The sequence below is a fragment of the Streptomyces sp. NBC_00887 genome (assembly GCF_045207585.1).
Genome location: NZ_CP108788.1, coordinates 9,485,620 through 9,500,061, shown reverse-complemented (window position 1 = coordinate 9,500,061; position 14,442 = coordinate 9,485,620). Strand labels below are relative to the sequence as shown.

Here is a 14,442-nt window from a genome sequence, read left to right as displayed (position 1 = left end):
CGGCGGTATCCGTGTCGGGCCCGGCGGTTCGGCGCCGCGCTATGCCGGGCGCGCCCCGGTGGGAACCGGCGCCGGGGCGGCCCGGGAGGTCTGGGCGGCCTTGCCCGGGCGCAGGGTCCACGGCACGGGCTCGGTGTTCGTCAGCCACTCGTCGGCGATCAGTCGCCTGACGATGAGGATCCGCAGATCACGTGACTGCTTCTTCCATCCCAGTCCCACGCACAGCTGTTTCACGGACGGACCGTGCCCGTGTTCCGCGCGGAAGGCGGCGGCGAACTCCGCGGCGCGGGGACCGCAGTCGGGCTGGGAGTCCTTCCACACGCCGTAGGTCGTGTGCGCACTCGCCGGGATCTGGGCGGGAACGGCCCTGCGCATGAACGCTTCCGCCACTCTCACGGTGGCCATGTGGCAGAGCGGACAGTGCTCGACGGCCTCGGCGTGCCGACGCAGTGCCGCGCTCGCCTGTGCCTTCCACGCGTCCCAGCTCAGTGGTTCCTCGGCGGTCGTGTCGCGAGGGCGCGGCGGGTCGGGCAGCGCGTGCATGCCCGAGAGGTGCCGTACGGCGTCGGCCAGCAGGTACCGGTTTCCCTCCAGTTCCAGCAGAAAACCCTTGGAGAGCAGTTCGGGCAGGGCCGCCCGGCACGGACCGGGGAGGTCGGCCGGCAGGGTCGCATGGCGTTCGGCCCGGGCGTGGGCTGCCAGGAACAGTGCGGCCAGGCGCGCGTTGCACGACGTCTTCCTGGCCGGCTTGGCGGCAAGGGTGCGGGTGGTCCACCCGGACACCCGGGACCTCTTCTCCTTGCCGAAGACCAGCCGCCGGTCCGAGGTGTCGGCAAGGTCGGGCACGGCGACGGCCACGGGTGTGTCCGGGCTGCCTCCGAACAGATCGCCCCGCACCTGCCATCCCAGAGTGCCCAGGGCGGTGACGGCGCTCTCCGCGTCGTCCAGACGCAGGGACTTCAGATCCTGGCCGGTGATGTTCCCGACCCCGCCCCGGGCGGCGCGGATCGCGACGACCACCGCGAGGAGCTGCGCGTCACTGCCGGCAAGCGGCAGCGACCCCACGTAGGTCAGGAGCCGGCGGGCGGCCTCTCCCTGCACAGCTGTCAGCAGGAAGGGCTTCGGAGTGGTCGCCACCACCGGCGCGGCCGAGACGTGGGGCGAGCTGGAAGAGGACTTGGGCACGACTTGTACAACGCGCGGACAGCACCGAGGTCACCATCTCGTACATCTGTACGAGATGGTGGATCGAGGCGGTGTCCGGAACGCCCGCCCGAGAACGAGATCTTGTTGGGGCGGCCGTGCTCGAACAGGCCCCCCTTCTCGCCGAGGTCGCGTGCGGCAGGGTCCTCCGTCTCGTCGAGGACGACGCGGCCGACCTTCGTGCTCAGGACGTACTCGTCGCGCGGATGACGGGCCAGTACGCCGCCGAGGCGGATCTCGGACAGACCCGCACCGTAGAAGGGCGCGGTGTCGAAGTAGCGGATGCCCTGGTCCCAGGTGGCCTCGACGGTGGCTGCCGCCTCTTCCTCGGGGATGGCCCGGAACATGTTGCCGAGCGGCGCGGTACCGAAACCGAGCAGGCCGGGCAGGAGGGTCTTGATCGTCATGGAGGTTCCTTGCGATACCTAGGGTGACAAATACTGTTTCGCAAGCGAATGCGGCATGCATCCGTCTTGTGCTCTCGAGGTTAGAATCCTAGACATGAGACTGCCCAAGACTTACCTCGACTCACTTGAGTCCTCCGAGGTCCCACATGCTTGACCTGCGACTTCTTCACTACTTCGTCGCCGTCGCCGAGGAGGAGCACGTCGGTCGCGCCGCCGAACGGCTGCACATCTCCCCGTCACCGCTCAGCCGCCAGATCGCGCAGCTGGAGAAGAACCTGGGCCTGACCCTCTTCGAGCGCAGCCAGCAGCGGATCCGTCTCACCTCCGACGGCCGTGTCTTCCTGACCGAGGCCCGCGCCCTGCTGCGTCATGCGGACCGGCTGGAGAACCTCGGCCGGCGGCTCGGCCGGGGCGAGGAGGGCGGGCTGTGCATCGGGTACGTCGCCGACGCCATGCACACGGGCATCCTGCCCGCCGCTCTTCGGGCTCTGCGCGAGGAACGCCCCGGCATTCACGTCGCCCTGTACGACCAGGAGTCCGCCGAGCAGTTCGAGGGACTGCGGCAGCGCAGCCTCGACATCGCGCTGGTACGCACTCCCCCGCCGGAGGACGACCCGGACCTGAGCGCCGCCGCGCTGCTTCAGGATCCCCTGCTTCTCGCGCTTCCTGCGGATCATCTGCTGGCGGAAAAGGCCGAGTTGACGCCCGACGACCTGACCGGGCAGCCCTGGATCGCGGTGGGCAAGGCCCAGGACGCGGCCTGGCGTGACTCGTTCCTCGCCTCGTGCGTCGCCTCCGGCTTCACTCCGGACATCCGCCTCGACGCTGCCGAGCCGCTCACCGCACTCGGCCTGGTCGCGTCGAGCCTGGGCCTCGCGCTCGTACAGAAGAGCATGGTCCGCGGCAGTACCGACGGAGTCGTGGTGCGAGAACTCCTCTGGTACGAACGCTCCGTCGGCCTGTGGGCCGCGTGGCACCGGGTCGACCTCCGGCCCGTCGTCACTTCGTTCCGCGAGACGGTTCTGGCCGGACAGCACGCGGCACAGGGGCAGCACACAGCACAGCGTCAGCAGCCGGGCGGCGCGGGTGACGGCGGTGCGGCCGGACGATGAGTTCGCAGGCCCGGAGCGGTCTACCCCAGTGGTGCAGCTCACCACGAAGGCGACAGAAGGCCGTCACCAGGAGGACAGAACAGTGACCACAGGCAAGGTGACCTGCGAACTCTCGATCTCCGTCGACGGGTACTCGGCCGGGCTCAACCAGCGCGAGGAACGCCCGTTCGGCGACGACGCCGGCGATGGCTGGGGCGGCAGGCTGCACTCCTGGATGTTCGAAACCCCGGAGCAGCGGCAGGCCGAGCTGGAACGGCTGACGGCGTACGGCGCCTTCGTCATGGGGCGCAACATGTTCGGCCCCGTACGCGGCGCGTGGGATCGACAATGGAAGGGGTGGTGGGGCGACAATCCGCCTTACCACACGCCGGTCTTCGTGCTGACCCACCATCCGCGCGACCCGCAGCCGATGGAGGGCGGCACCACGTTCCACTTCGTCACCGACGGCATCGCATCCGCACTGCGGCAGGCCCGCGAGGCGGCCGGGGACCGCGACGTGTCGATCCACGGGGGCGCGACCACCGTCAACCAGTACCTCGCCGCAGGCTTGATCGATGAACTGCGGCTGCACATCGTGCCGTTCACGCTCGGCGCCGGCACTCGACTGTTCGACGGGGTGCCGTCGCTGAATCTTGAGCAGGTGGAGTCGCGAGCGGCCAACTCCGTCACGCACGTGACCTATCGTGTGCTGCCCCGAACCCCGGAACAGTGAGCGGGACGACGCCCGATAACGTTCTCGCATGACTGTTCTTGAGCGTCTTCGTCCCGATCACGCGCCGGCGCTGCTCGCCTTCGAGCTGGAGAACCGCACGTACTTCGCTGCCTCGATCCCGGACCGCGGCGACGGCTACTTCGCCGGGTTCGACACACGTCACCGCGAGCTGCTCGACGAACAGGCTGCGGGGCTGCACCACTTCCACATCATCGCCGACAGCGAGGGCGCCGTCCTCGGCCGTGTCAATCTCGTCGGTGTCGCGGACGGTTCGGCCGAACTCGGGTACCGGATCGCCGAGCGGGCAGCCGGCCAGGGCCTGGCCACGTCCGCCGTCCGGCAGGTGTGCGCGCTGGCTTTCGCCGAGTACGGCCTGAGTGTTCTTCGGGCGGAGACGACACTGGACAACGCCGGGTCGCAGGCCGTGCTGGCCCGCAACGGATTCGTCCGCGTCGGTGAACTCACCCTGGACGGACGCCCCGGGCTGAGTTTCACGCGGCTTCCGATCGACCGCCCTCTCTGAGAACGCATCGGTGGCGGACCGCCACCGATGCGGGTCGGGCTGTGTCGTGATCAGTCGTTGTCGACTTCCTCGTCGGTGATCTTGCCCGTCGCGGCGTCCACGTCGAAGGCGGTCTTCTTCCAGTCCTCGGTGACTACATCGACCTGCCAGACGAGCGTCTGGCTGTCGTTCTCATCCAGGTTGAGCGAGGTGACCGTGCCCTTCTGCTTGTCCGTGGCGACCTTGGCCGCCTGCTTCCAGGTCTGCTGAGCCTTGCTGACCCAGTCGGCCAGTTCCTGCTTCTCGGCGTCGCTCTGCTCGGCCTCGGTGACGGAGTCGATCACGTCTCCGGACACCGCGTCGATACTCACCGTGTGCGCGGTTCCGTCCGCCTCGACGACTTCCGCGATCCACTTCGGGCCCGTGGAACTGCCGCTCGGGCTCGGGCTGCCTGTCGGGCTCGGGCTGCCTGTCGGGCTGGGGCTCGGGCTGCCGTCGGGGCTGGGGCTCGCGCTCGCACTGGGGCTGGCGCTCTCTTCGTCGTCGTCCAGACCCTCGAGGTCGAGGTCGGTGAGCTTGCCGCCGGAAACCTCACCCACGGCCGTCGTGGCGGCCTTGTCGTAGGTGACCTTGACGGTCGAGAGAAGTTCCTTGCGCTCGGTCTGGTCCTCGGTCAGCTGCGCAGCCGTACCGGAGGGGCTCTCGTACGGGGTGGTCGTCTGCTGAGGAATGACCTTGGCAGCCTCTGAGGTCGCCGCGGCTGTTTCGTCACCGTTGTCCTGGCCGCATCCCGTCACCATGGCGGCGGATGCAAGGACGGCGCACAGCGCGCCGACGCCACGGAGCCGGCGGGTACGCGTGGAAACGGTCTTGTTAGGTCGGGGCTCAAATCTCATACCGCATGACTAGCCGCCCCGGCGATCAGTCATGTTGTCCGACAGTCGGCTGTCACCCGATCGCCTGTGCGCCTCCGCCCATTCGCCGTGGTCGTGGTGGGCTCCCCGTCCGGTGACCGTCGCCGACACCGTCCTGCGGGCCGCGCGGAATGCGCCGATGATCCTTCGCAAGCAGAATTCCGCGTATGACCACACCTCGCCCGGGGAACGCGACCGATCCGGATCCCGCAGTGCCGGGGAGCCCGCCGCCCAACCAGGCGCTGACCCTGACTGCGATGCTCTTCGCCGTCTCGATGACGTTCATCGACCAGACAGTCGTCTCCATCGCGGCCCCCGACATCGTCCATGAACTCGGGCTGTCGGCCTCCGGGATGCAATGGGTAGTCAACGCCTACCTGCTGTCCCTGGCCGCGTTCTTCGCCCTCGGCGGAAGGCTCGCGGATGTCCTCGGGCACCGCCGGGTCATGCTGGCGGGCACACTCGTCTTCGTGATCTCCTCCGCACTGTGCGGAGCGGTGCCCTCCGGGGACCTCGCCCAGACATGGCTCATCGTCTTCCGCGCCACACAGGGCTTCGGGGCGGCGCTGATGTTCCCCGCCGCTCTCGCCGTCGTCATCGCGGTGTTCCCGGTGGAACGGCGCGGCCGGGCTCTGGCCCTGTTCTTCGGCCTCTCCGGGGCCCTCACGGCCGTCGGCCCGATCCTTGGCTGCTGGCTCACCTCCTGGACCTGGCGTTCGATCTTCTGGATCAACGTGCCGGTCGCTGTGATCGCCATCGTGCTGACGCTCCTGGCCCGCATCCCGAACCGGTCGCGTCGCGAACCCCTCGATGTACCGGGGGCCGTCCTGATGGCAGCCGGTATGGGCCTGACGGTGCTCGGCTTCCAGCAGGCGGCCGGCTGGGGCTGGAGCAGCGCCGCGACGTGGGCGTGCATCGTCGGCGGCCTGCTGGTGCTCGCGCTGTTCTGCCGACTGGAGCTGCGTACGCGGTACCCGCTCGTCAGGCTCCAGGTCTTCCGTGACCGTGCGTTCGCCGTGGATGCCGCGGTGCTGTTCTTCTCCATGCTGGCCTTCGTCCCGGTGTTCTTCTTCGCCTCCGTCTACGCACAGGTCTCCCTCAGCGCGTCACCCAATCAGGCGGCTCTCTACCTTCTGTATTTCTTCATCGGCTTCGGCATCGCGTCGCAGTGGGGCGGGCGCATCCTCGACCGCCGCGGTGCCCGGCCGGCGCTGAAACTCGGCACGGCGCTGGGTGCCGTCGGTTTCGCCCTCTGGGCCGGGAAACTGACCACGCTGTCGATGCACGACCAGTGGCCGTACGCGGCCATGGCCGGCGCGGGCATCGGCCTTCTGCTGTCACCCGCTTCGACCGACGCGGTGAACCGGGCGATCGGCGCCTCGTACGGCGAGGTCACCGGGATCACGCAGACGGTCCGGAACTTCGCGGCGAGCGTCGGCCTGGCCGTGTTCGGCACGGTCCTCACCCATGTCACCACCAACCGCGTGCATACGACGCTGCGCTCCGCGGGACTGTCGGACGCGGCTGCACAGGACGCCGCCCACAGCGTCGCCGAGGCCGTCACGGGCAACGGCGACGCGCGCCAGCCGTCCGGCGAGGGGAAGGTCGCCGAGGTGATGCGGGACTCCATGGGCGCCATCCGCATGGACTTCGCACAGGCCAATCAGTGGGTGTTCTCCTGCATGGCCGGCGCCCTGGCCGTTGCGTTCGTGTGTGCGCTCTGCCACCCGGGCACGCGGGTCGTGACCGGGTCCGAGAAGCCCGCCGACCAGGGCGCGTGAAGGTCTCCGCACCGCCGAACACGGCGCGGAACACGGCAGAACGCAGCGGATGACGCCGGTTCACCGTAACCGGCGTCATCCGTGCGGACTCTGTACAGGCGTCAGGCGGTCAGCTGTACCTCGGACGGTTCCGCCGCCGAGAGTACGGATGCCGCGGACGGGACGGCACGCAACTGGGCCTCCGCAGCGGTCAGCGCGTCCTTCACGGTCCGGGTTCCGGTGGTGACGCAGAGGGTGTAGGTGATGTCCTCGAGATGGCGGCTGCTCTCGGAAGTCCCCAGCCGTGCGTGGGCGCGTCGCAGTGTCTCGTAGCGCTTGACGAGATTCCGCAGCGTTGCGGGATTGGCCATCAGCACGGCAGTTCCTCTCCACAGGGCGGCCGGGAGCACATGGCCCCGCGCCGACGAAATCCGATCGCGCCGGCGGTACGCCTGGCGATGCGGGCGGCCGTGCGAAGTGTCAGCACGCATCCGATCCCTTGCAGATGATGGTCACCCCCGCTCACCGAATCCGCATCCGGAATCACGGAGGGTCATTCGCTGCCGGTTCCTGGAGCGCCGGGCGCGCGGGTGGGAAATAATGGAGGTGACAGGCGCCCGGCCTCTGCCGGTGCCCGGTCGGGAGGCACTCATGGATTACCCGGAGAGTTACGAGCTGATATTCCAGGCGGCCGGTGCCACGGATGATGTGGTCGTCGTCCACCTCACGGCCCGGTCGGGGGCGGGCGGTTACCCGGTCTACGAGGACGAGACGGGAATCGTGCGTGCCGAGATCAGCGAGCGGGGCGAGGTCCGCATGGTGGCGAGTGGCGGACATCAGGTTCTCGGAGTGCCTCTGCTCGCGCGGCCCCTGACTCATGGGGCCGGTCGCACCGGCTGAGCACACTCCTCCCCCGCTCCCTTCCGTCCGCGGCGACGTCGGCGCGGGAGACGCCTCCCGCGCGGGCTTACCTGACCGCGGACGGAGCAGCTCCGTCGGCTCTCGCCGCCGCGGTGCTCGCTCCGGCGGTCCGGCGGTCCGGCACGGCGATACGCTGGGGCTGTCCGCCGCCCGTGCGGTGGTACAGGATCATCGACGAACCGGCCGCCCTGCCGGCGAAGGACCTCGACGCGAAGGCCTGATCGTGACGGAGATGTGGGATCCGGAAGGTGCGGGCGTGATCGCCCTCCCCTCGGGGCGGCTGGTCCGCGGCCGCGCGCTGCGGCGCCCGCTTCCCGAGGGTCTCGAGCCGACCTTCGCGGTGCATCTGCTCGGAAAGCAACCGCCTCCGGAGGCCTGGGAGTCGCGGTGGCTGCGCTGGCCCGATTTCCGGCTTCCCACGGACCGGGAGGAAGCCCGGAGCGTGCTCGCCGAAGCGTGGCAGCGCGCGGTCGCGGAACGGGTCGAAGTTGCCTGCGGAGGTGGCCGTGGACGGACCGGGACCGCGCTTGCCTGTCTGGCGGTCCTCGACGGAGTACCGACGGACGAGGCTGTCGCCTTCGTCCGCCGGCACTATCACCCGGGGGCTGTGGAGACTCCCTGGCAGCGGCGGTTCGTACGACGCTTCGGGGAGCGGTGAGCGGCGCGGATCACTCCACGGCGCGCGAGACCGGAACCGTCGCTCCGTCCCCGGCGCGTACCGCCTCGACGATCTGCTGATGGAAATAACGGCTGGCTTCTTCGGAGGGACACGGCACAGGACTGCCGACCAGCGTGAACCAGTCCGAGGCACCGCTGAACTGCACGGCCACCTCTGCCTGCCCGTCGGACCATGTCGTGTGTACGGTCAGATCACCGCTCACGACGCCTACCTCTTCGGTGCGAACTCCGCCGGATCCCGCGAAGACACCGCAGGTAGTCCACGATGCCCAGTTCATGACGCGTCGCCTTTCGGACAGTGACAAGCCTGTCTAGCGGACTGATTTCGAGTATGACACCGCAGACCGCCAGTCGCACAGGTGTGCCAGTGCGTATCCGTTCGGTGACCGTGAGATGCACCGGACGCGGGGCCGTTCAGGAGTGCATCGAGGCACCCTTGAGGATCTTGTCCACCGCGTTGCGCGGCCCGTGGACGGCCAGTCCCACGAGGTCCATCGCATCCCGCTTCACGGCCCGGACGGCGGCCCGATTGGCCTCGTCGTGGCCGGACGCGAAGAGGTCGGACGTGAACACGGCCATCGTCACGCCCCGTCCGACCGCCCGGGTGTGCGCCGCCGTCATCAACTCCTTCGAACCGGCGAAGACGAGGACGGGCTGCCGGAACATGGGCAGGTACTCGGTGCCGTCGGCGTCGGCGTACGGTTCGCCGATCACTTCCGGCACCCGCGTACCCAGGCCACTGACGAGGAACGCCGTGACGTTGAGGCACTGCCAGGTCTGCAGGTCGTCACGGAGCAGGACGGCGATCTTGGTGTCGAAGCGTACGGGGGTGCTGTCATCGGTCATGCCGAGAAGCCTGCCGAGCCCGGCCGGTGCCGTCTTGTACGAACTTTGCACGGCCTGCGGGCCGGACCGGGCTTGTACGCTCTCCCCATGGCTGCCCCTCCGGACATCACCGCTTGGCGTCCGCGCGTCGAGGGAATCGACGAGGTCTTCCACGCCCGCTTCGCCGATCACGCCTACCCCATGCACACACACGACGCGTGGACGCTGCTCATCGTCGACGAAGGCATGGTCCGCTACGACCTGGAGCGCCACGAGCACGGGGCACGGAGCTCGGTGGTGACGCTGCTGCCTCCGCACATCCCGCACAACGGTGGCGCCGCGACCCCCGCAGGATTCCGCAAGCGCGTCCTCTACCTCAACACCGCGCAGATCGAAGCCGGCCTCATCGGCCGGGCCGTGGACCGCCCCGTGCTGCACGATCCGTCGCTGCGGCGCCGCATCCACCAGCTGCACCTCACGCTCGAACGGCCCGGCGACGAACTGGAGGCGCAGAGCCGCCTCGCGCTCGTCTCCGAACGCCTGGCCCAGCACCTGCGCGGACAGCTCGGCGCTCCTCCGTCACCGCACGACCGCCGGGTCGCGCACGAGCTTCGCGATCTGCTCGATGCGCGCTTCGTGGAGGGCGTGACGCTGCGGGAAGCGGCGGAGCTGCTGCACGCCCACCACACCCATCTGGTGAGGGCGTTCAGCAAGGAGTTCGCCATGGCCCCGCACCAGTACCTGACAGGGCGCCGCGTGGACCTGGCCCGGCGCCTGCTGCTCGGAGGGATGCGTTCGCCCGACGTGGCCACGTCGGTGGGCTTCTACGATCAGTCCCACTTCTCCCGGCACTTCAAGCGCGTCGTCGGCACCAGTCCGGGGCGCTACGCGCGCACCGCGGCCGCAGTTGACGAAAGGCCCTACCCGCGCTCCAGCGAGCCGCGCACGAACGCCGCCTGACCTGCGTGCTGCAGATCGTCCGCGACGACGCTGACCAGCCGCACGCCGAGGGTCACCGGCGGCGACCAGGACTCGTCCACCACGCGGTCCAGGGCCCGGTCGTCGAGACTGCGGACGAAGGCCAGGGTCTGCTCGTGCACGGCGTCGTAGTAGCCGAGGAGCAGATCCGCCGAAGCCACCTGTACGGAAGCCACCTGCGCGCTGCTGTGACCGTACCCGGTCGACCCCTTGGCGAAGGGCAGTTCGAAGCGGGAGGCCCAGTCCTCGGAGAACCAGACCTGCTCGGTCCCTGCGGCGTCGGCGACGTGGTCGTCCTGGATGCGCGTGAGGTGCCACACGAGCCAGGCGATCGAATTCGCGTCCTCGTCCAGCCGGGCGTTGAGGTCGTCGGGAGGGAGACCTTCGACCGCGGCGTGCACCGTGTCATGGATGCGCTCGAACGCATCGGCGAGAATGCCTGCACTGTTCATATGACCACCATGGCCGGTGTGTCTGCGGGGCCCGGACTTCGACACGCGGCCGGAGCCAGTGGGACGGCCTCGCCTGCTCCGCGGGGTGAGCCGGAACGGATCTAGCATGTCCGTATGGCACAGAGCGACGCGGTGGATGTGGATCAGTACCTGGCCGAGCTCCAGCCGGAGCGCCGGGCGGCCCTGACCCGGCTGCGCGAGCTGTGCCGGGACGAACTCACGGGGTTCACCGAAGTGATGGCGTACGGCATGCCGGGCTACGAACGGAGCGGGACCCTCGAGATCTCCTTCGCGAGCCAGAAGCAGTACATCTCCTTCTACCTGCTGCGCGGCGATGTCCGCGAGGCGTTCGAAGCCCGGCTGGCGGGTCAGGACATGGGCAAGGGATGCCTTCGCTTCCGTAAGCCGGAGCGCATCGACTTCGACCTCGTACGGGATCTGCTCACGGCCACTGCGGCGGCGCCCGGACCGGTCTGCTGAAGCGTCCCGCAGCCGCCGGGCGGGCCGGTCCGGCGTCCGTCAGGCGTGGACGGTGTCCAGCCACTGCGTCAGCCGGTTGCTGACCTCGGTGGCGCGTTCCTGCTGGATCCAGTGTCCGCACCCGTCCAGGATGTGCGAGGAGACCAGGCCGGGGAGTGTGGTGGGGTATTCCGCGATGGCCTCGGCCATCCACGTGGTGGAGGCGTCGAGGGCTCCACCGATGAAGAGCGAGGGCTGGGTGAGCCGTGCTCCGTCCCAGGCCGCAAGGTCCTCCCAGTCGCGGTCGACGTTCCGGTAGCGGTTGAGTGCCCCGGTCAGTCCGGTCCTCTCGAATTCGCCGCTGTACACGTCGAGGTCGGCCTCGGTGAGCCACGACGGGAGCTGATCGGCCGGGAAGCGGTCGCGCAGTTGTGCGCCCGGGGGCACGAAGAAGACGCTGTCCCTGCCGGGCGGCGGCATGGTGTCCGCGGAGAGTGCGGCGTAGAACCCGGCGAGCCACCCCCGTACGTCGGGCTCGATCTCCGCCTCGGCACGGCCGGGCTCCTGGAAGTAGCTGACGTAGAACTCGTCGTCGCCACCGATGCGGGCGAAACCCTCGGTGGGCCGCACTCCGCCCCGTGGGGCGTAGGGGACGCTGAGCAGCCCCGCCGCGGTGCACACGTCGGGGCGCAGCAGTGCGCTGTTCGCTGCGATGGGCGAGCCCCAGTCGTGGCCGATGACCGTTGCCGTCCTCTCGCCCAGAGCGTGTACGACTCCGACGTTGTCGCCGACGTGGGCCGTCATCCGGTAGGCGTCCACGGGCGCGGGGGCCGACGAGCGCCCGTGGCCGCGTACGTCGATGGCGACCGCGCGGTAGCCCGCCGCGGCGATGGCCGGCAGTTGGTGGCGCCATGAGTACGCGGTCTCCGGGAAGCCGTGGACCAGGAGGACGAGTGGTCCGTTGCCCTGTTCGATCAGATGGATCCGGCCTCCGGGGACGTCCACCAGTCGATGGACCGCCCCGGGAACGGACCTGGAGGGCTCGGGCGAGCGGGCGGGCTGCGGCATGTGTCCTCCTGTGGATCCCGGTGTCGTCCTGCGTCACGATCATTCGGCGCAGCACGCACGTCGGGCAAGAGATCTTGCTGTTCCGGCAAACCTGCTCATGCCATGCCTCCGGGGCCCCGGACACCGGAATTCGGTGCCGGGGCCCGGTCCCTCAGCTGCCGGCCGGATCCGGTACGAGCCCGTCCGCCACAAGTCCCGCGAGAACCGCCGCGCTCAGGGACTGGACTGCGGACAGCGGGCGGACCATCACGGTGAACTCCTGGATCCTGCCCTCCCCGTCGAACTGGAGCAGGTCGATCCCGTGAATCTCCTTGCCGCTCACGGACGCCTTGAAGAGCAGGATCTCCGAGGGGACCTGGACGTCGTCCGCGCTGGTCAGCGCCTCGCCCTCGAACTGTCCGATGTAGCGGAAGTCCTCGAACGTGCGCAGGAGCACGCCGAAGAGTCCGAGGACCATCGCCTTGCCCTCGAAGGGGGTGAACTTCACCGGGCTGAAGAAGCGGACGTTCTCGGTGAACAGATCGTCCAGTGCCGCGAGATCACTCTTCTCGACGGCGGTTCGGAAGCGCTCCGTGGTTTCGGCAGCAGTCATGGACATCTCCCCGACTCTCCTTGCTCAACAATGTGAATGATCAGTTTGTTGATTATGCCGCAGCCGCTCTCGCGGCTGCGGGCGGGGGGACGAATCAGGGGGCGACTCAGGCCGGCGGGTCGATGTAGCGCACGGTGACCGTGTCGAATCCGAGTGAGCCGAGCAGCCCCTGGAGCATGGAGGTGGTGTTCTTCTCCGCTCGCTGGGTGAGCCCGCTCTCCTTGGCCGCCGCGCCGATGTGCTTGGCGGCCAGCTTGTTCACCGCCTGCTCGCTTCCGGGGTTGTCGGAGAAGAAGTCACCGAGCCGGTCGAGGAGTCCGCGCTGTTTGGACACGGCGTAGGAGCGGTCCGGATCCAGTGCGGGCTTGCCCAGCACGGCGTGCGGCAGCCGGAGTTCGGCCGTGGTGCGGTCCTCGTTCACGACGACGCCGTTCTCCGTGACCTTGCCGAGGTCCACGAAGGCGCCCACGGTGCCCGCGCCCACGTAGAGGGTCCGGGTTCCACGTATGGCGTCGGGCAGGAACTTGGCGTCCTTCTCCAGGTCGACGACGACCTGGAAGTTGCCGGAGGCCGCCTCGTACGCGCTCATGTCCTGGATCGACTTGAGGACCGCGGGGCCCGAACGGTCCGTGGTCTCCTCGCCGAATACGTCGCCGAGCCCCGGCAGCAGGCTGAGCCGGGTGCCGAGGAGCAGCAGGACGACCGCTGCGGCACACAGGCCGACTGCTGTCAGGCACCCACGCCTACGGGCGGGGCGGCGGGCGCTCCTGCCGTCGGGTTCTCCGGCACTGTCTGTCCTTACGCCTGTGGACGTCATCCCTTCCGTGTGACCCGGCCCGGCGCTTTCAGTCCACCCGGCTCCACGACTACGCCAATTCCTGTACGGGCGGTCGAGTCATGCCGCGGTCACACCAGGAGGATGCCGTCTCGCGCGGCCTGCTGGCGGTGCATGCCGTAGTCGCCGCTGTCGCCGTCCTCCGGCGTGGTCAACGATGCCGTGATGCCGCCGATGATCCCGAGGACGAGGAAGAGCACCACCAGGGCCTTCCCCGCCCCGCTCATGATCAGCGGCCTGGTGAGCGTGCGAGCGTACCGCTGGCCGACGGAGAGGTCCTCGTCGCCGAAGAGTCCCTTGGGGTAGGCGGGGGTGAGCATCAGCGCGTAGGCGATGAAGCGCATCTGAAAGCGCAGGGTCGCCGCTGTCGCTTCCATGAGGGGCCGCGGCATCCGGCCCAGGATCAGCGTGATCAGCCACCAGACGAACGACAGCATCCACCAGCCGGACATGGCGAGGCTCTGGACGACGGCTGCCGGGATCATCAGGAGCAGCCGGAAGAACACAGCGAGGCGGTTCAGGTCGGTGGGCCGGACCTCGATCTGCACGGGGTAGTCGGGCGGCGGGGTGAGGGCGAACGGCGGGTACCGGTCGATCAGCAGCATCTCGGATGCGGCCACCCGCATGCGGTAGCCGAGATATCCGGCGAGGAAGCGGAAGACCGGCTCCGGCAGCCGTCCCAGGACCAGGGCGGCGAACCAGCCGACGATCACGGTGAGCACGGCGGCGACGTGCAGGAAGAACAGCACGATGAAGTGCGGAATCAGCAGGAGAAGTCGCAGCAGAACGGTGAGCCGGCGCTGGCGCGTCGGCTCGTTGACGTCCAGGACGGGCAGGAATTCCTCCGGATGCCCCGCGGTCCGCCCCGGGCTCCACTGTCCGTCAGCCATGTCGCTTCTCCTCGGCCGGTGATCCGTACGGCGTCGGCACGCACGGCCTCGTTCCCACGCTGGGCGCGTGGCGCCTGCCCGGCAATCGGCCGGGGCCCGAACGGGTGCCGCCGGATCCGCCGCCCCACCGGACA

The 14,442-nt window shown here is 69.1% G+C and carries 18 protein-coding genes and 1 pseudogene; 8 read left to right on the top strand and 11 right to left on the bottom strand.

The features are described 5' to 3' along the window. Window positions 1-39: 39 nt before the first annotated feature. Window positions 40-1,185 (bottom strand): hypothetical protein, encoded by a 1,146-nt coding sequence (locus tag OG844_RS43200; protein WP_406387781.1) that lies wholly within the window; start codon window positions 1,183-1,185, stop codon window positions 40-42. 98 nt (window positions 1,186-1,283) lie between these two features. Next, window positions 1,284-1,610 (bottom strand): annotated as a pseudogene (locus OG844_RS43195) (aldo/keto reductase); the annotation flags it as partial. Window positions 1,611-1,756: 146 nt separating this feature from the next. Here OG844_RS43195 and OG844_RS43190 point away from each other — a divergent pair. The 3 genes from OG844_RS43190 to OG844_RS43180 all read left to right on the top strand — a co-directional run bounded on the left by OG844_RS43190 (window position 1,757) and on the right by OG844_RS43180 (window position 3,957). Beyond that, window positions 1,757-2,722, top strand: a complete 966-nt coding sequence (locus OG844_RS43190) for a LysR substrate-binding domain-containing protein (protein WP_406387783.1) — start codon at window positions 1,757-1,759, stop codon at window positions 2,720-2,722. An 82-nt stretch (window positions 2,723-2,804) separates the two neighbouring features. Next, complete coding sequence (locus tag OG844_RS43185) at window positions 2,805-3,434, top strand: dihydrofolate reductase family protein (RefSeq protein WP_406387785.1); 630 nt, start codon at window positions 2,805-2,807, stop codon at window positions 3,432-3,434. A gap of 28 nt (window positions 3,435-3,462) precedes the next feature. Next, complete coding sequence (locus OG844_RS43180) at window positions 3,463-3,957, top strand: GNAT family N-acetyltransferase (RefSeq protein ID WP_406387786.1); 495 nt, start codon at window positions 3,463-3,465, stop codon at window positions 3,955-3,957. A gap of 50 nt (window positions 3,958-4,007) precedes the next feature. Here the strand turns inward: OG844_RS43180 and OG844_RS43175 are convergent, their stop codons facing one another. Continuing rightward, window positions 4,008-4,832, bottom strand: coding sequence for a PepSY domain-containing protein (locus tag OG844_RS43175; protein ID WP_406387788.1), 825 nt, complete (start codon window positions 4,830-4,832; stop codon window positions 4,008-4,010). Window positions 4,833-5,017: 185 nt separating this feature from the next. On the opposite strand from OG844_RS43175, the gene OG844_RS43170 reads away from it, so the two are divergent. Continuing rightward, window positions 5,018-6,631, top strand: coding sequence for an MFS transporter (locus OG844_RS43170; RefSeq protein WP_406387790.1), 1,614 nt, complete (start codon window positions 5,018-5,020; stop codon window positions 6,629-6,631). A gap of 101 nt (window positions 6,632-6,732) precedes the next feature. On the opposite strand, the gene OG844_RS43165 is transcribed toward OG844_RS43170, so the two are convergent. Then, window positions 6,733-6,987, bottom strand: a complete 255-nt coding sequence (locus tag OG844_RS43165; protein ID WP_406387791.1) for a DUF5133 domain-containing protein — start codon at window positions 6,985-6,987, stop codon at window positions 6,733-6,735. A 274-nt stretch (window positions 6,988-7,261) separates the two neighbouring features. Here OG844_RS43165 and OG844_RS43160 point away from each other — a divergent pair, with 274 nt between their 5' ends. Both OG844_RS43160 and OG844_RS43155 read left to right on the top strand, forming a co-directional pair. Further along, on the top strand, window positions 7,262-7,510 hold the full coding sequence (locus OG844_RS43160) for a DUF6296 family protein (protein WP_406387792.1): 249 nt from the start codon (window positions 7,262-7,264) through the stop codon (window positions 7,508-7,510). Window positions 7,511-7,763: 253 nt separating this feature from the next. Then, window positions 7,764-8,189 (top strand): protein-tyrosine phosphatase family protein, encoded by a 426-nt coding sequence (locus tag OG844_RS43155; protein WP_406395972.1) that lies wholly within the window; start codon window positions 7,764-7,766, stop codon window positions 8,187-8,189. Window positions 8,190-8,199: 10 nt separating this feature from the next. On the opposite strand, the gene OG844_RS43150 is transcribed toward OG844_RS43155, so the two are convergent. Beyond that, window positions 8,200-8,487 (bottom strand): hypothetical protein, encoded by a 288-nt coding sequence (locus tag OG844_RS43150; protein WP_406387793.1) that lies wholly within the window; start codon window positions 8,485-8,487, stop codon window positions 8,200-8,202. A gap of 136 nt (window positions 8,488-8,623) precedes the next feature. Then, entirely contained in the window at window positions 8,624-9,055 is a 432-nt protein-coding gene (locus tag OG844_RS43145; RefSeq protein ID WP_406387795.1) for a DUF2000 family protein, read from the bottom strand. Window positions 9,056-9,142: 87 nt separating this feature from the next. Between OG844_RS43145 and OG844_RS43140 the strand changes: the two genes are divergently transcribed. Beyond that, window positions 9,143-9,994, top strand: coding sequence for a helix-turn-helix domain-containing protein (locus OG844_RS43140; protein WP_406387796.1), 852 nt, complete (start codon window positions 9,143-9,145; stop codon window positions 9,992-9,994). Here the strand turns inward: OG844_RS43140 and OG844_RS43135 are convergent. After that, window positions 9,955-10,464, bottom strand: a complete 510-nt coding sequence (locus OG844_RS43135; RefSeq protein ID WP_406387797.1) for a mycothiol transferase — start codon at window positions 10,462-10,464, stop codon at window positions 9,955-9,957. The two genes, OG844_RS43140 and OG844_RS43135, sit on opposite strands and share 40 nt — an antisense overlap. Window positions 10,465-10,578: 114 nt before the next feature. Between OG844_RS43135 and OG844_RS43130 the strand changes: the two genes are divergently transcribed. Further along, window positions 10,579-10,944: an iron chaperone gene (locus OG844_RS43130; RefSeq protein ID WP_406387799.1), complete on the top strand. Its 366-nt coding sequence runs from the start codon at window positions 10,579-10,581 to the stop codon at window positions 10,942-10,944. 39 nt (window positions 10,945-10,983) lie between these two features. On the opposite strand, the gene OG844_RS43125 is transcribed toward OG844_RS43130, so the two are convergent. The 4 genes from OG844_RS43125 to OG844_RS43110 form a co-directional block, all read right to left on the bottom strand. Beyond that, on the bottom strand, window positions 10,984-11,991 hold the full coding sequence (locus OG844_RS43125; protein ID WP_406387800.1) for an alpha/beta fold hydrolase: 1,008 nt from the start codon (window positions 11,989-11,991) through the stop codon (window positions 10,984-10,986). 151 nt (window positions 11,992-12,142) lie between these two features. Beyond that, entirely contained in the window at window positions 12,143-12,583 is a 441-nt protein-coding gene (locus OG844_RS43120; RefSeq protein WP_406387801.1) for a nuclear transport factor 2 family protein, read from the bottom strand. Between the two features lie 106 nt (window positions 12,584-12,689). Continuing rightward, window positions 12,690-13,400 carry a DUF4230 domain-containing protein gene (locus tag OG844_RS43115; protein ID WP_406387802.1) on the bottom strand — a complete coding sequence of 237 codons (711 nt, stop codon included), beginning with the start codon at window positions 13,398-13,400 and terminating at the stop codon, window positions 12,690-12,692. Window positions 13,401-13,489: 89 nt separating this feature from the next. After that, the gene (locus OG844_RS43110; RefSeq protein ID WP_406387803.1) at window positions 13,490-14,308 is read right to left on the bottom strand and encodes a DUF4389 domain-containing protein; all 819 of its coding nucleotides are present in this window, start codon (window positions 14,306-14,308) and stop codon (window positions 13,490-13,492) included. Window positions 14,309-14,442 lie beyond the last annotated feature (134 nt).